Raw genomic sequence first — 14,782 nt, 5'->3', positions numbered from 1 at the left:
CCGGCGCCCTGCTGGGGACCGGGGCTGGCGCTTTGGCGCCAGCTGCCTAGATACCCCCGCATGACCCTGCACATCCCCTTCGACAACAGCTACGCTCGCCTGCCGGCGCGGCTGTTCACGCATCTCGATCCGACGCCGGTCGCCGCGCCCGCCGTGATCGCCGTGAACGACGCGCTCGCGCGGCTGCTGACACTCGATCCCGTAGCGCTGCGGGGGGCCGAGGGGGCCGCCGTCCTCGCCGGCAACCGGGTGCCCGAGGGCGCCCAGCCGCTCGCCCAGCTTTACGCCGGGCACCAGTTCGGCAATTGGAACCCGCAGCTTGGCGACGGGCGCGCGATCCTGCTGGGCGAGGTCATCGGCACCGACGGCATCCGCCGCGACATCCAGCTCAAGGGCGCCGGCCCGACGCCCTACAGCCGCATGGGCGACGGCCGCGCCTGGCTGGGGCCGGTGCTGCGCGAATACCTGATGAGCGAGGCGATGCATGCCCTTGGCGTGCCGACGACGCGCGCCCTGGCCGCGACGCTCACCGGCGAGAGCGTCATGCGCGAGACCGCCCTGCCCGGCGCCGTGCTGACCCGCGTCGCGCAAAGCCACATCCGCGTCGGCACCTTCCAGGTTCTGATGGCGCGGGACGACGTCGAGGGGCTGCGCGCGCTCGAGGCGCATGCCCGCGCCCGCCACTACCCAGGCACCGAGGGGCCCGAGGGACTTCTGGAGGGGGTGACCGCGCGCCAGGCCGAGCTGGTCGCGCAGTGGATGAGCCTTGGCTTCATCCACGGCGTGATGAACACCGACAATTGCCAGATCGCCGGCGAGACCATCGACTACGGCCCCTGCGCCTTCATGGACAGCTACCACCCGGCGCGGGTCTTCAGCTCCATCGACGCGGGCGGGCGCTATGCCTACGGCAACCAGCCGCAGATCGCGCTCTGGAACCTCGCGCAGCTGGCCACCGCGCTTCTGCCGCTGGAGGCCGACCAGGACCAAGCGGCTGAGCGCTACACCGAGGTGATCAACCGCTTCGCGCCGATCTTCCAGGCCGCCTGGCTGCGGCGCTTCGGCGCCAAGCTGGGCCTGGCGGAGCCGCAGGAGGACGACCGCGCGCTCATCGAGGCGCTCTTGACGATGATGGCGCAGCAGGAGGCGGATTTCACCGGCACCTTCCGCGCCCTCGCCGAGGGACGCGACCCGGCGCTGGGTCCCGATTTCGCCGGCTGGCAGGCGCGCTGGCAGGCGCGGCACCCCGACGAGGGGCTGATGCGGGCGAGCAATCCGGCCATCGTCCCCCGGCTGCACCGGATCGAGGCCGCGATCGAAGCCGCGCGCGGGGGCGATCTTGCCCCCTTCCACGCCCTGCTCGCGGCGGCGACCGACCCCTATGCCCCGGCGGGCTCCGGCGAGCGTGCCGCGCTCGCCGCGCCGCCCAGCGCGGCAGAGTTGGTGGACAGAACCTTCTGCGGCACCTAGAAGTCAGACGCCCGGTCGGCGCTCGCCGCGGACCAAGTCGCGAAGGGCGGCGCGGCAGGAACGGCAGACGGGGGCTCGGCCCGGTCAGGAAGGCAGACGTGGACGACGAAGCTCAGCAGATCACCGGCAGCGCGCAGGATGGCAATCAGCGCGCCGAGGCGATCCGGTCCCTCGGCCTGCTCGACGACGAGGATTCCGCCGATTTCGACGAACTGGCCGCCTATGCCGCCGAGGCCTGCGAGGCGCCCATCGGGCTGGTGACGCTGGTCGGCCATGACCGGCAATGGGCCAAGGGCGCCTTCGGCACCGAACAGCGCCTCTTCGGCATGGACGAATCCATCTGCTCGCATGGCCTCTCGGGCGAGGATTTCCTCGAGGTCGAGGATTGCGCGAGTGATCCGCGCACCGCGACCAACCCGCTGGTGATCTCCGCGCCGGGCGTGCGCTACTACGGCGGCGCCATCATCAAGCTGAACGGCACCCTGCCGGTCGGCGCGCTTTGCGTGCTGGATCACCGGCCCCGGCGGCTGGATGCGGACAAGAAGCGCCTGCTGACGGTGCTGGCGCGGCAGCTCTCGCGCCGGATGGAGTTGCGCCGCGCGATCCAGACGCAGGAGATCCTCGCGCGGGAGGTCGACCACCGGGTGAAGAACTCGCTGCAGATGGTCACCTCGCTGGTGCGCATCCAGCGCGCCCAGGCCCAGAGCGAGGAAACGCGCGCCGCGCTGGCCGAGACCGGGACGCGGCTGGCGGCGATCTCGGCCGTCCACGCGGAGCTGCACAAGGCGTCGGCCCATAGCGACGTCGCGCTCGACATCTTCCTGCCCGACATCGGCGCGAGCCTTGGCCGCACCCTGCCGGACGGCGTCGATCTCACGACCGAGATCTGCGCGATCACGGTGCCCAGCCAGATCGCCGCCTCTATCGCTCTGGTGCTGAACGAGGCGGTGGCCAATGCCGCCAAGCATGCCTTCGCCGAAGGCGCGCCCGGCTCGATCCGGGTCAAGCTGACGCAGGAGCAGAACAGCGGCGTGCTGGTGATCGCCGACGATGGGCGCGGGCTCGAGTATGACGACGCCGGCCAGGGCCTGGGCGAGCAGATCATCGACGCCTCGGCCAATCGCATCGGCGGCACGGTCGAGCGGGATGCCGAGGACGGCTTCACCCTGACGCTGCGGTTTCCGCTGCAGGGATAGGGCGCGCCGGGCAGGCTTGCCGCCCGGCGCATCGGATCACTCGGTGACGGTGACCTCGGTCATCACGTCGGGATCGGCGGTGACGGCGCCGTTCGGCCCCTCGCCGCGCTTGATCTGGTCGACGACCTCCATGCCGGAGGTCACCTCGCCCACCACCGTGTACTGGCCGTTCAGGAACTCTCCCGGCGCGAACATGATGAAGAACTGGCTGTTGGCGCTGTCGGGGTTCTGGCTGCGCGCCATGCCGACGGTCCCGCGCTCGAACGGCTGGTCCGAGAATTCGGCCGGGATGTCGTCCATGTCCGAGCCGCCCATGCCGGCCATCGACATGTCGGTCCCCTCGCGCCCGTATTGCACGTCGCCGGTCTGCGCCATGAAGCCGTCGATCACCCGGTGGAAGACGACGCCGTCGTAGGCGCCCTCCTCGGCCAGCGCGGTGATCTGCGCGACATGGGCGGGGGCAAGATCCTCGGCCAGCTCGATGTGGATCGTGCCGTTGGCCTGGCCCGAGACCTCGATATCGAGGCCGGTGGCCAGCGCCGGCAGCGGGGCGGCGGCCAGCGCCGCGGTCAGGGCAAGCTTACGCATCGGCGGCCACCTTCACGCTGATCATCCGGTCGGGGTTCGCCGGCGGCTCGCCCTTGGCGATCTTGTCGACGTGGTCCATCCCCTCGATCACCCGGCCATAGACGGTGTACTGCCCGTTCAGGAAGTGATTGTCGGAAAAGTTGATGAAGAACTGGCTGTTGGCGCTGTTCGGGTTCTGGCTGCGGGCGGCGCCCAGCGTGCCGCGGTCATGCGGCAGCTTCGAGAACTCGGCCGGCAGGTCGGGCTTGTCAGAGCCGCCGGTGCCGGCGCGGCCGGGATTGTAGTCCTTCTCCATGTTGGCGTGCTGCACGTCGCCGGTCTGCGCCATGAAGCCGTCGATCACGCGGTGGAAGGCCACGTTGTCGTAGGCGCCGGCGCGGGCCAGCTCCTTCATACGCTCGGCGTGCTTGGGCGCCACGTCGGGCAGAAGCTCGATGGTGACGGGGCCATCCTTCAGTTCGATGATGATCGTGTTTTCGGGATCCTTGATCTCGGCCACCTTGCTCTCCTGTGTTCTGGTTCGACCCGGAACCTAATTGCGCGAAGGCCCGATGCCAACGCGGCAGCAGCGCCGTCGGCGGGATGCTGCGGCCTATGGGTGGCGCCCTTTCCCTTGACGCCCTGCGCGTCCAAGCTATCGAAAGGGGAGCAGACAAAGGAGGCCTGGCATGGGCTGGACGAAACTTCTCGACCGCGACCTTTCCGGCAAACGGGTGCTGACCCGCGTCGACCTGAACGTTCCCGTCGAGGACGGGCGCGTCACCGACGCCACGCGGATCGAGCGGATCGCCGCCACGGTCCAGGCGATCACCGATGCCGGGGGCAAGGCCATCCTGCTGGCGCACTTCGGCCGGCCCAAGGGCCAGCGGGTCGAGGCGATGTCGCTGCGGCAGGTCGTCCCGGCGCTGCAGGAGGTGCTTGGCCAGAGCGTCGCCTTCGCCCCCGACTGCATCGGCCCCGAGGCCGAGGCCGCCGTCGCGGCGATGAAGGACGGCGAGGTGCTGCTGCTCGAGAACACCCGCTTCCACCCCGGCGAGGAGAAGAACGACCCCGAGCTTGCCGCCGAGATGGCGAAGCTGGGCGACGTCTATTGCAACGACGCCTTTTCGGCGGCGCACCGCGCCCATGCCTCGACCGAGGGGCTGGCGCGGCTGCTGCCCTCCTGCGCCGGCCTTCTGATGGCCGAAGAGCTCGAGGCACTGGAAAAGGCGCTCGGCAACCCGGAGCGGCCGACGGTCGCGATCGTCGGCGGCGCCAAGGTCTCGACCAAGCTGGACCTGCTGTCGAACCTGATCGAGAAGGTCGATACGCTGGTGATCGGCGGCGGCATGGCGAATACCTTCCTCGCCGCCGCGGGCTTCGATGTCGGCAAGTCGCTGTGTGAGCATGACCTGCTGGATACGGCGCGAGAGATCGCCGCCAAGGCAGCAAAGGGCGGCTGCACCATCCTGCTGCCCCGCGACGTCGTCGTCGCGCGCGAGTTCAAGGCCCATGCCGAGACGGAGACCGTCACCGCCGAGGCCTGCCCGGCGGATGCGATGATCCTCGACGCCGGCCCCGATTCCGTCGCCCATGTCGAGATGGCGCTGGAGGGGGCGAAGACGCTGGTCTGGAACGGCCCGCTCGGCGCCTTCGAGATCCCGCCCTTCGACACCGCCACCAATGCAGCCGCCCTGCGCGCGGCCGAGCTGACGCGGGAGGGCAAGTTGATTTCCGTCGCCGGCGGCGGCGATACCGTCGCGGCGCTGAACACCTCGGGCGCGGCGAAGGACTTCACCTACGTCTCGACCGCCGGCGGCGCCTTCCTCGAATGGATGGAGGGCAAGACCCTGCCGGGCGTCAAGGCGCTGGAGGAGGCGGCATGAGCGGGGCCGAGATGCAGTCGCAGGACGCCCCCGCTCCCTCGCGCGGCTGGACGCTGATCACCGGCGCCTCTTCGGGTCTGGGCGTCGAGTTCGCGCGGATCGCTGCGCGCGGGGGTCACAAGCTGATCCTGACCGCCCGCTCCACCGACAAGCTGGAGCGTCTGGCCGCCGAGCTGGGCGCGCGGGTCGATGTGGTCGTGCTGACCGCCGACCTGTCGCAGCCGGGCGCCGCCGCCGACCTCTGGCGCCGCGCCTCCGAGGGGCGCGAGATCGACATCCTCGTGAACAACGCCGGCTTCGCCGTGGCCGACGACTTCGGCGCGCAGCCGCAGGACGAGACCGGGTCGCTGAACGTGAACGTCGTAGCGCTGACCGAGCTGGCGCAATGCGCCGTCGCGGCGATGCGTCCGCGCGGCTCGGGGCGCATCCTGAACGTCGCCTCGGTCGCGGGCTACCTGCCGGTGCCCGGCATGGCCGTCTATGCCGCGACCAAGGCATATGTACTGTCGCTCTCCGAGGCGCTGTCGAGCGAGCTCAAGGATACCGGCGTCACCGTCACCGTGCTCTCGCCGGGGACCACCGACACCGGGTTCTTCGACCGCGCGGGCATGACCCGCTCTCCGGGCAGCCGGGCGGCGCCGGGGCCGGTGGCGCAGGACGGCTGGGACGCGCTCGTCACAGGGCGCGACAGCGTGGTCTCGGGGCTGGGCAACAAGCTGGGGGCCTTCCTCGCCCGGCTGATGCCGCGCGGGCTGGCGGCCTCGGTCGCGAAGCGCGCGATGAAACAGCGCTGAGGGCTGGTGGCGTTAACAGGATTGCCCCGGCGCGGGGCGGCTTCTACCCTTGCGCCGATCCCACACCGCCGAAGGCAAACCGATGAAGATGACCGATACCGTCCGCGCCATTCTCGCCAATTACGACGGCGAAACGCCGGGCGTTAAGGCGGGCCTTGCCCGCATCCTGATGCAGGGGCGCCTCGGCGGGACCGGCAAGGTGGTGATCCTGCCGGTCGATCAGGGCTTCGAGCATGGGCCGGCGCGCAGCTTCGGCGCGAACCCCGCCGCCTACGACCCGCAATATCACTACCAGCTGGCCATCGACGCCGAGATGTCGGCCTATGCCGCGCCCCTTGGCATGCTCGAGGCCGGGGCCGATGCCTTTGCCGGGCAGATCCCGACGATCCTCAAGGTCAACAGCGCCAATTCGCTGATGCCGCCCGAGGCGCCGAAGACGCAAGCGATCACCGCCAGTGTCGACGACGCGCTGCGGCTGGGCTGCTCGGCCATCGGCTTCACCATCTATCCGGGCAGCTCCGCCTCGCTGGAGATGTTCTCCGACATCGCCGAGATGCGGCGCGAGGCGGCGGCCAAGGGTCTGGCGAGCGTGATCTGGTCCTATCCGCGCGGCGAGGCGCTGGATAAGGACGGCGAGACGGCGATCGACGTGACCGCCTATGCCGCGCAGATCGCCGCGCTGCTGGGCGCCCATATCGTCAAGATCAAGCTCTCGACCGATGTGCTCAGCCAGCCCGAGGCGAAGAAAGTCTACGAGGCCGAGAAGATCGACATCTCGACCCAGGCGGCGCGGGTCGCCCATTGCATGCAGGCGGCCTTCGGCGGGCGGCGCATCGTCGTCTTCTCGGGCGGGGCCTCGAAGGGTGCCGATGCCGTCTACGACGACGCCCGCGCGATCCGCGACGGCGGCGGCAATGGCTCGATCATCGGGCGCAACAGCTTCCAGCGCCCGCGGACCGAGGCGCTGGATCTGCTGCGCAAGATCCAGGACATCTATCTCGGGCAAGCGTGATTTCGCCAGCCGCCGGGCGCCGGGAACGCCAGCGCCCGGGGCGGGTTGTCCTCTGAATCAAAGAGGACCGATCATGAGCCTGAAGCGAATCCTGGGAACCATCCTCGTCAGCCGCATGGCGGGCCGCGGCATGCGGCGCGGCGGCATGGGGTCGTCCTCCATGCTGGGCGGGCTGGGCTACCGGCGTGGCGGCATGGGCGGCAAGGCCGGCCTCGCCGCTCTGGGCTACATGGCCTACAAGGCCTACCGCGACCACCAAAGCCGGGCGCCAGCTTCCGGCAGCAGCGGCACCCGAACGGCCGGGGCGGCGGGCAGCACCTCGGGCCTCGGCGGCCTGTCGTCGATGCTGCACGACCTGGCCGACCGCCTTGGCGGCGCCGATCAGCCCGCGCCGCAGGACGACCTGCGCGAGGACGAGCGCCTGGCCGAGGCTGTCAGCGACGAGACGGCCCTTCTGCTGATCCGCGCGATGATCACCGCCGCCTATTCCGACGGCGCGCTGTCGCAGGACGAGCGCGCCCGCATCATGGGCCAGATCGACGAGGCCGGCGGCACCGCCGAGGATCGCGCCGTGATGGAGCGCGAGATCGCAAATCCTCAACCGCTCGAGACGCTGCTGGCGCAGGTGAGCGACTCGCAGACGGCAGAGGAGTTCTACCTGGCTTCCTGCGCTGCCGTCGATGGCACCACGCCGGCGAACCACGCCTATCTCTCCGATCTGAAAGCGCGGCTGAAGCTCTCGGCCGAGCAGGCAGAGGCAGCCGAGGAAATGACGGCCTGAGCGTGCCGCACTTTATCAATGACGCGGTGTAACATCAGGGATTCACACCGCGTCTTTGCTGTGGCATTGTCCCGCAAGCCGCCCGTCACGAGGTGGCACTCCGAGGCACGCGCATGATCCGACGCAATAGACCGGCCCTTGGGCCCCTGCTGTTCCTGCTGGGCATGATCCTGCTGGGGCTCTATTTCACCTTTGCCGCCGTGCAGGGGGATTACGGCGTGTTCCGCCGCGCAGAGGTCGATGCCGAGGCGCGTCAGCTGCGCCGGGAGCTGGCCGAATTGAACGCCGAGCTGGCGCGGATGGAGAACCTGACGCGGCGCCTGTCGGACGATTACCTCGACCTCGATCTTCTGGACGAGCGCGCGCGCGAGGTGCTGGGCATGATCCGCGCCGACGAGGTCATCATCCGCTGAAGCCGGGCACGGGGGCTCTGCCCCCGAACCCCCGGGATATTTTCAAAGAGAAGAAGGGGCCGTCAGGCCCAAGTGCCCTCGAAGAGCGGCTCGATCGGGTGGCGGGTCTTGGCCATCTTCATCTTGCGGGTGCTGTCGGCATGCTCGTAATTGGCGGCTTCCGTCTCGAGCGAGAGGCCATAGGCCTTCAGCGGATCGCTGCGGGCGCCGACGAGCAGGAACTCCGCCCCCTCGTGATCCAGCAGCTTTAGGTCCTCGGTATCGAAGCGGCGGCCCCGGAACGCCTCTTGCAGGCGTTTGGGGTAATCGGCCTCCTCGTCCGCGGGAAGCCCAGCGCCTTTTGGGCTGGCCTTCTCGGGGTTCTTGATCGAGAGGGCATAGGCGGCCTCGGGCGCGATCTTCAGCGCCTTTTGCACCGGGCCCGGCTCCTCTGGCATCTCGAGGGCATGGACGAGGTGCAGCTGGCCCTCCTTGAGGATGACGGCATAGCGCCCCTCGCCGGCGGGGCGGGCGGCGGGCTGCTCCCGCGTGCCGCGGGTCTTGGTCTCGTAGGTGGTCTCGCGCAGGCCGGCCTCGATCTCGCTGGCGGACTTGGCGACGGTCTCGACGAAGCCCCAGTCGCGGCCGTCGCCGGAGAGGTCGGGCAGTGTCTTGCGCCCCAGCATCATCAGCCGGACCTTGCCGCCGCCCCGGGGGCGCAGCACAAAGCCGGCGTGTTGCACGTCGCCCAGGCCTGAGGGATCGTCGTCCTCGACCCGCGGCCGGTAGAAGAAGAAGATGTCGCCGCGTTCCAGAACCTCGAGATCATCCGCCATGTCCGGCCTCCTGCACTGGGGTTTGGCCGGTCAACCCCTGCCCCGCCTGCCTGTTCCTGCAGCGCGGCGAGGCTCTGACGCGACGCGCATGGCGGCTATCCGCAAAACCGGCTGTAACCCCGCCGCGGCTTGCGCTAAGAGATGGTTCGAAGCTGAACCATCCCGTTTCTGGAGGCCCCCGCATGGCGACCCGCAAGACGGCAGCATCCGCGAAGGCGAGCGAGACGACGGAGGCCGGGGATCCGGCGCGCCCGGCGAACGTCTCGGCCGACGAGCTGCTCGGCTACTACCGCAAGATGCTGCTGATCCGCCGCTTCGAAGAGAAGGCGGGCCAACTTTACGGCATGGGCCTGATCGGCGGCTTCTGCCACCTCTACATCGGCCAGGAGGCCGTGGTGACCGGCATGGAAGCCGCCGCCAAGGATGGCGACAAGCGCATCACCACCTACCGCGACCACGGCCACATGCTGGCCTGCGGCATGGACGCCAAGGGCGTCATGGCCGAGCTGACGGGACGCGAGGGCGGCTTTTCCAAGGGGAAGGGCGGCTCGATGCACATGTTCAGCAAGGAAAAGCACTTCTACGGCGGACACGGCATCGTCGGCGCCAACGTGCCGCTGGGCGCGGGCCTGGCCTTTTCCGACAAGTACAAGGGCAACGACAACGTCACCTTCTGCTACTTCGGCGACGGCGCGGCGAACCAGGGCCAGGTCTACGAGACCTACAACATGGCCGAGCTGTGGAGCCTGCCGATCATCTTCGTGATCGAGAACAACCAGTACGCCATGGGCACCTCGGTCGCCCGCTCGACCAAGTCCGCGAGCCTCTGGCAGCGCGGCGCCGCCTACGGCATCGAGGGCGAGGAAGTCGACGGCATGGACGTGCTGGCCGTCAAGGAAGCCGCGACCAAGGCGGTCGAGCATGTGCGTGCCGGCAACGGCCCCTACATCCTCGAGGTGAAGACCTACCGCTACCGCGGCCACTCCATGTCGGACCCGGCCAAGTACCGGACCCGCGAGGAGGTGCAGGAGATGCGCGAGAAGCGCGATCCGATCGAGCGGGTGCGGCAGATCCTGCTGACCGGCGAGCATGCCTCCGAAGACGACCTCAAGGCCGTCGACAAGGAGATCAAGGATATCGTCAACGAGGCCGCCGAGTTCTCGAAGGACAGCCCCGAGCCGGATACCGCCGAGCTCTGGACCGATATCTATTCCGAGGAAGCCCCGCAGGAGACCGCGTAAATGGCGACCGAGATTCTGATGCCCGCCCTCTCTCCGACCATGGAAGAGGGCACCCTGGCCAAATGGCTGAAGAAAGAGGGCGATACCGTCGCCTCCGGTGACATCATCGCCGAGATCGAGACCGACAAGGCGACGATGGAGTTCGAGGCCGTGGACGAGGGCGTCCTTGGCAAGATCCTCGTGGCCGAGGGCACCGAGGGCGTGAAGGTGAACCAGCCCATCGCCGTCATGCTGGACGAGGGCGAAGACGCCTCTGCCGCCGACGAGATCGGCCAGGCCGAGGCGCCCAAGGCCGAGGCCCCTGCCCCCAAGGACAAGGAGCAAAGCTCCGAGGATCAGAAATCCTCGGGCCTGTCGCACCCGACCCCGGCGCAGCCCAAGGCCCCCGGCAACGCCATCCGCGAGCCCGACTGGCCCGAGGGCACGGAGGTGAAATCCACCACCGTGCGCGAGGCGCTGCGCGACGCCATGGCCGAGGAGATGCGCCGCGACGACACGGTCTTCGTCATGGGCGAGGAGGTCGCCGAATATCAGGGCGCCTACAAGATCACCCAAGGCCTGCTGGACGAGTTCGGCGACCGCCGCGTGATCGACACGCCGATCACCGAGCATGGCTTCGCCGGTCTCGGCGTCGGTGCCGCCTTTGGCGGGCTGCGCCCGATTGTCGAGTTCATGACCTGGAACTTCGGCATGCAGGCGATCGACCAGATCGTGAACTCTGCCGCCAAGACGCTGTACATGTCGGGCGGCCAGATGGGCGCGCCGATGGTCTTCCGCGGGCCGAACGGTGCCGCCGCCCGCGTCGCCGCCCAGCACAGCCAGGACTACGCCGCCTGGTACATGCAGGTGCCCGGCCTCAAGGTGGTCATGCCCTACTCGGCCTCCGACGCGAAGGGCCTGCTGAAGACCGCGATCCGCGACGCCAACCCGGTGATCTTCCTCGAGAACGAGATCCTCTATGGCCGCTCCTTCGACGTGCCGGTCGACGAGGATTTCACCATCCCCTTCGGCAAGGCCAAGATCGAGCGCGCGGGCTCCGACGTGACCATCGTCAGCTTCGGCATCGGCATGACCTATGCCCTCGAAGCGGCCGAGAAGCTGGCCCAGGACGGGATCGAGGCGGAGGTCATCAACCTGCGCACGATCCGGCCCATGGACACCGATGCCATCATCGAGAGCGTCAAGAAGACCAACCGCTGCGTGACGGTCGAAGAAGGCTGGCCGCAGGGCAGCGTCGGCGGCTACATCAGCCAGGTGCTGATGCAGGAGGCCTTCGATTACCTCGATGCGCCGGTCATCACCTGCACCGGCAAGGACGTTCCGATGCCCTATGCCGCGAACCTCGAAAAGCTGGCGCTCGTCACCTCGGACGAGGTGGTCGAGGCGGTCCGCAAAGTCACCTACCGCTGAGGGGCGAAGATGGACGTGATCTCGGCCCAGGCGCAGGGTGAGCATTACCTGCTGGTCGTCCAGACCGGCGAGGGGCGGAGCGGCGTGAGCGTCGCCCGCTCCGAGGTGGACCAGCATCTGGCCGAGGCCACGACCGAGGCGATGCCCCTGCCCGAGTTCCTGTCGAGCGATCCCGCCTTCCAAGGCGCGCTCGACAGCCTGTTCAGCGGCGGCGCCAGCCGCCCCGATCAATTCACGACGCTCAAGCGGGAGGCCCTCTGATGCCGACGCAAATCCTGATGCCCGCCCTCTCGCCGACCATGGAGGAGGGCACGCTGGCGAAATGGCTGGTCAAGGAAGGGGACACCGTCTCTTCCGGCGACCTGCTGGCCGAGATCGAGACCGACAAGGCGACGATGGAGTTCGAGGCCGTGGACGAGGGCGTGATCGGCAAGATCCTCGTCCCCGAGGGCACCGAGGGCGTGAAGGTCAATGACCCCATCGCCGTCCTCCTCGAAGAAGGCGAGAGCGCCGATGACATCGGCGCGGCCGAGAGCAAGGCGCCCGAAGGCGATGCCTCTTCCCACACCGAGCCGGCCGATGCGCCCGAGGACCTGAAGGCTGCCGAGGGCTATGGTCGCGACGGCGGTGACGCGCAGGAGGAAAAGCCCAAGGACGACGGCGCTTCGGGCGCGGAGTCCGCGCCGCGCACCGAGGATGGCGAGCGCATCTTCGCCTCGCCCCTCGCCCGGCGCATCGCCAAGGACAAGGGCCTCGATCTGTCGCAGGTCAAGGGTTCCGGCCCGCGCGGGCGCATCGTGAAGGCCGATGTCGAGGGCGCCGAGCCCGGCAAGGCCGAGGCGCCGAAAGCGGCCCAGGCGCCGAAAGCCGCCGCGCAGGACAAGCCTGCGGAGAAGGCCCCTGCGCCCGCCGGCGCCTCTGCCGATGCGGTCATGAAGATGTACGAGGACCGCGAGACCGAGGAGGTCAAGCTGGATGGCATGCGGCGCACCATCGCCGCCCGCCTGACCGAGGCCAAGCAGACGGTGCCGCATTTCTACCTGCGCCGCGACATCAAGCTCGACGCGCTGATGAAATTCCGTGCCCAGCTGAACAAGCAGCTGGAAAGCCGTGGCACCAAGCTGTCGGTGAACGACTTCATCATCAAGGCCTGCGCCCTGGCGCTGCAGCAGGTGCCGGACGCCAATGCCGTCTGGGCCGGCGACCGCATCCTGAAGATCAAGCCCTCGGACGTGGCCGTCGCCGTGGCCATCGAGGGCGGGCTCTTCACGCCCGTGCTGCGCGACGCGGACAGCCGCTCGCTGTCCTCGCTCTCGTCGCAGATGAAGGACCTGGCCAAGCGCGCCCGCGACAAGAAGCTCGCCCCGCATGAATACCAGGGCGGCAGCTTCGCGATCTCGAACCTGGGGATGTTCGGCATCGACAACTTCGACGCCGTCATCAACCCGCCGCATGGCGCCATCCTCGCCGTCGGCGCGGGCGTCAAGAAGCCGGTGGTGGACGAGGACGGTGCGGTCGGCGTCGCCACGGTGATGAGCGTGACGCTGAGCGTCGATCACCGGGTCATCGACGGCGCCCTCGGCGCGCAGCTTCTGGCGGCGATCGTCGAGAACCTCGAGAACCCGATGGTCATGCTGGCCTGAGGCGCAGGCCAAGCGAACGACGACAAGGGGCGGCTCTCAGGGGCCGCCCTTTTTATATCCGGAGGGATGCATTGCAGAGCCGCGCCGCCCCGGCCCCTCGAAGGTCAGAGAACCGCAGCGGACGCCGCACATCCGGCTGGACCGATCAGCGTCCTTGGAATCTTCATTGGGTGAGATGGTGGGTGATGACGGGCTCGAACCGCCGACATCTTCGGTGTAAACAAAGCCAGTGCTGCCCAACCCATTGGTATACAGTCAATTAGACGCTTCGTAGGGCGAATATGTTCTCGGTCTGTCTCGGGAACATTAGTTCAGCCAGGTTCAATGAACTGTCATGCACTTCGCAAATAGGTGATGGTCCTGCTTCGAGGACAGCTGACCAGCACAACGACCACCAGGCGCTTCATTGGAACCATTGTGTATAGTGACAAACTGGCGAGTGGAGACTTGATCTGGGTCTCGAAGGCACCTGCAAGATCTGCTTCGCGATGGGCATCCGAAGAAGATCGGCAACGGCCACACCATCTATGTGCTGATGATGAACGACGCGAACGCCCTTGGCTGAAGGCCGATGCGAAGAATTAAGATTCTACCAGACCTCGGCTATCCGCAAAGTCCTTCGCACTCTGCTCAGGGAGCTTCCACAGGACGGCTCGCTCTGAGTATGGCCGCGAGCTAGAAGAAGACACAATGGAAGCCAGTGCCTCAATACCAAATAAGGTGGCGCTTGAGACACGCGTTGTAGACCCTAAGTCGGCGGCCGGCGCTGCATGTGACGACGCGCCTCGCTTTGAGAGGCTGAAGTGCCTTACTGGCAGGTCAAGTGACGGCAACGACGTCTACCTGCGGACCGTCGCGTCGCAACCCTCTGTTAACCAGCCTTGCCTTAACGAAAAGTGGCACGGCAGCTGATGGAGTTGATATGAGCTTTCGAAGCGTCAGGTGGGAAGCAGGCGTTCAGAGGATCGTGGAGGCAGACCACCAAAGATTTGGTAGTGTATACGTCGAAGTGCGCATCGAGGCCGATGGAAGTGTCAGCGTACCAAGGGCACTCACAGTCTATTCCGATGACCTTGGCAATAGACTTAAGGAGCCGGAGACGAACATTCTCTCATAGGAGCTGTCCGATCACGCTCGTGGAGCTGTGGACTTTGAAACGCGCGCTCTGGTCTCCGAAATTTCCTTCCAGCCGAGCTCCTTTGCGAAGAGAGCCTGTAGTTCCTCCCGAGTCACGGTGGGCCGCGCCACGGCCGCAATAGCTGTTAAGCCGCCCTCATCCGTTTCACTGCCGGCTACAGAAGTTCCCTTGCCGGTGAGGCCGCGTAGGATGGTCTGCTGGAGCCCTATTTTCATCATTTAGCTTCTACCCGACCGCAAATTCCCTAAACGACAATGACCTGCTCCCCTGAAAAGTCCGCGGTTTGAAGTTAGCCTGTTCTCCAGACGAGGAGACAGACGATGGCCTGCTGCCGGTTTCGTGGACGCCGAGATAAGGTGTTTAACGGAACTGGAGATTTGGAATGCAGAGAAGGAAATTCAGCCGCGAGTTCAAGC

The 14,782-nt window shown here is 67.6% G+C and carries 14 protein-coding genes; 11 read left to right on the top strand and 3 right to left on the bottom strand.

Going from position 1 to position 14,782, the window contains the following annotated elements; all coding sequences use genetic code 11:
* Nucleotides 1-60: 60 nt before the first annotated feature.
* Both DFP88_RS14665 and DFP88_RS14660 read left to right on the top strand, forming a co-directional pair.
* Nucleotides 61-1,470, top strand: coding sequence for a protein adenylyltransferase SelO (locus DFP88_RS14665; protein ID WP_110815457.1), 1,410 nt, complete (start codon nt 61-63; stop codon nt 1,468-1,470).
* Between the two features lie 98 nt (nt 1,471-1,568).
* On the top strand, nt 1,569-2,666 hold the full coding sequence (locus DFP88_RS14660) for a sensor histidine kinase (protein WP_110815456.1): 1,098 nt from the start codon (nt 1,569-1,571) through the stop codon (nt 2,664-2,666).
* Between the two features lie 36 nt (nt 2,667-2,702).
* Here DFP88_RS14660 and DFP88_RS14655 read toward each other — a convergent pair whose 3' ends face one another.
* Nucleotides 2,703-3,254, bottom strand: a complete 552-nt coding sequence (locus DFP88_RS14655) for a peptidylprolyl isomerase (RefSeq protein ID WP_110815455.1) — start codon at nt 3,252-3,254, stop codon at nt 2,703-2,705.
* Entirely contained in the window at nt 3,247-3,753 is a 507-nt protein-coding gene (locus DFP88_RS14650; RefSeq protein ID WP_110815454.1) for a peptidylprolyl isomerase, read from the bottom strand. Before DFP88_RS14650 ends, DFP88_RS14655 begins: the two co-directional genes overlap by 8 nt.
* Before the next feature lie 169 nt (nt 3,754-3,922).
* On the opposite strand from DFP88_RS14650, the gene DFP88_RS14645 reads away from it, so the two are divergent.
* The 5 genes from DFP88_RS14645 (at nt 3,923) to DFP88_RS14625 (ending at nt 8,119) form a co-directional block, all read left to right on the top strand.
* A complete protein-coding gene (locus DFP88_RS14645; protein ID WP_110815453.1) occupies nt 3,923-5,119 on the top strand; it encodes a phosphoglycerate kinase in 1,197 nt (398 codons plus the stop codon).
* Nucleotides 5,116-5,913, top strand: coding sequence for an SDR family NAD(P)-dependent oxidoreductase (locus DFP88_RS14640; RefSeq protein ID WP_220032347.1), 798 nt, complete (start codon nt 5,116-5,118; stop codon nt 5,911-5,913). Before DFP88_RS14645 ends, DFP88_RS14640 begins: the two co-directional genes overlap by 4 nt.
* 82 nt (nt 5,914-5,995) lie before the next feature.
* Entirely contained in the window at nt 5,996-6,925 is a 930-nt protein-coding gene (locus DFP88_RS14635) for a class I fructose-bisphosphate aldolase (protein ID WP_110815452.1), read from the top strand.
* 73 nt (nt 6,926-6,998) lie between these two features.
* Nucleotides 6,999-7,706, top strand: a complete 708-nt coding sequence (locus tag DFP88_RS14630; RefSeq protein ID WP_110815451.1) for a tellurite resistance TerB family protein — start codon at nt 6,999-7,001, stop codon at nt 7,704-7,706.
* Between the two features lie 113 nt (nt 7,707-7,819).
* Complete coding sequence (locus DFP88_RS14625; protein WP_110815450.1) at nt 7,820-8,119, top strand: FtsB family cell division protein; 300 nt, start codon at nt 7,820-7,822, stop codon at nt 8,117-8,119.
* 62 nt (nt 8,120-8,181) lie between these two features.
* Here the strand turns inward: DFP88_RS14625 and DFP88_RS14620 are convergent, their stop codons facing one another.
* Nucleotides 8,182-8,934: a hypothetical protein gene (locus DFP88_RS14620; protein ID WP_110815449.1), complete on the bottom strand. Its 753-nt coding sequence runs from the start codon at nt 8,932-8,934 to the stop codon at nt 8,182-8,184.
* 182 nt (nt 8,935-9,116) lie between these two features.
* Between DFP88_RS14620 and pdhA the strand changes: the two genes are divergently transcribed.
* The 4 genes from pdhA to DFP88_RS14600 are packed head-to-tail and all read left to right on the top strand — an operon-like array spanning nt 9,117 to nt 13,228.
* The gene (gene pdhA, locus DFP88_RS14615; RefSeq protein WP_110815448.1) at nt 9,117-10,175 is read left to right on the top strand and encodes a pyruvate dehydrogenase (acetyl-transferring) E1 component subunit alpha; all 1,059 of its coding nucleotides are present in this window, start codon (nt 9,117-9,119) and stop codon (nt 10,173-10,175) included.
* A complete protein-coding gene (locus tag DFP88_RS14610) occupies nt 10,176-11,585 on the top strand; it encodes a pyruvate dehydrogenase complex E1 component subunit beta (protein ID WP_110815447.1) in 1,410 nt (469 codons plus the stop codon).
* A 9-nt stretch (nt 11,586-11,594) separates the two neighbouring features.
* Nucleotides 11,595-11,846 (top strand): hypothetical protein, encoded by a 252-nt coding sequence (locus DFP88_RS14605; protein ID WP_110815446.1) that lies wholly within the window; start codon nt 11,595-11,597, stop codon nt 11,844-11,846.
* Nucleotides 11,846-13,228 (top strand): pyruvate dehydrogenase complex dihydrolipoamide acetyltransferase, encoded by a 1,383-nt coding sequence (locus DFP88_RS14600; protein WP_110815445.1) that lies wholly within the window; start codon nt 11,846-11,848, stop codon nt 13,226-13,228. The genes DFP88_RS14605 and DFP88_RS14600 overlap by 1 nt, the downstream gene beginning before the upstream one ends.
* The last annotated feature ends 1,554 nt before the right edge of the window (nt 13,229-14,782 follow it).

Origin of the sequence: Pseudoroseicyclus aestuarii, assembly GCF_003217255.1 — a bacterium.
GTDB classification, from domain to species: Bacteria; Pseudomonadota; Alphaproteobacteria; order Rhodobacterales; family Rhodobacteraceae; genus Pseudoroseicyclus; species Pseudoroseicyclus aestuarii.
The sequence above is the reverse complement of the archived record's forward strand: the minus strand, read 5'-3'. Positions and strand labels throughout refer to the sequence as shown.

Bases quoted from the DNA above. Each gene is read 5' to 3' on its own strand.
- DFP88_RS14665 (WP_110815457.1), top strand. From the start codon at position 61: ATGACCCTGCACATCCCCTTCGACAACAGCTACGCTCGCCTGCCGGCG.
- DFP88_RS14655 (WP_110815455.1), bottom strand. From the start codon at position 3,254: ATGCGTAAGCTTGCCCTGACCGCGGCGCTGGCCGCCGCCCCGCTGCCG.
- DFP88_RS14645 (WP_110815453.1), top strand. From the start codon at position 3,923: ATGGGCTGGACGAAACTTCTCGACCGCGACCTTTCCGGCAAACGGGTG.
- DFP88_RS14640 (WP_220032347.1), top strand. From the start codon at position 5,116: ATGAGCGGGGCCGAGATGCAGTCGCAGGACGCCCCCGCTCCCTCGCGC.
- DFP88_RS14635 (WP_110815452.1), top strand. From the start codon at position 5,996: ATGAAGATGACCGATACCGTCCGCGCCATTCTCGCCAATTACGACGGC.
- DFP88_RS14630 (WP_110815451.1), top strand. From the start codon at position 6,999: ATGAGCCTGAAGCGAATCCTGGGAACCATCCTCGTCAGCCGCATGGCG.
- DFP88_RS14625 (WP_110815450.1), top strand. From the start codon at position 7,820: ATGATCCGACGCAATAGACCGGCCCTTGGGCCCCTGCTGTTCCTGCTG.
- DFP88_RS14620 (WP_110815449.1), bottom strand. From the start codon at position 8,934: ATGGCGGATGATCTCGAGGTTCTGGAACGCGGCGACATCTTCTTCTTC.
- pdhA (WP_110815448.1), top strand. From the start codon at position 9,117: ATGGCGACCCGCAAGACGGCAGCATCCGCGAAGGCGAGCGAGACGACG.
- DFP88_RS14610 (WP_110815447.1), top strand. From the start codon at position 10,176: ATGGCGACCGAGATTCTGATGCCCGCCCTCTCTCCGACCATGGAAGAG.
- DFP88_RS14605 (WP_110815446.1), top strand. From the start codon at position 11,595: ATGGACGTGATCTCGGCCCAGGCGCAGGGTGAGCATTACCTGCTGGTC.
- DFP88_RS14600 (WP_110815445.1), top strand. From the start codon at position 11,846: ATGCCGACGCAAATCCTGATGCCCGCCCTCTCGCCGACCATGGAGGAG.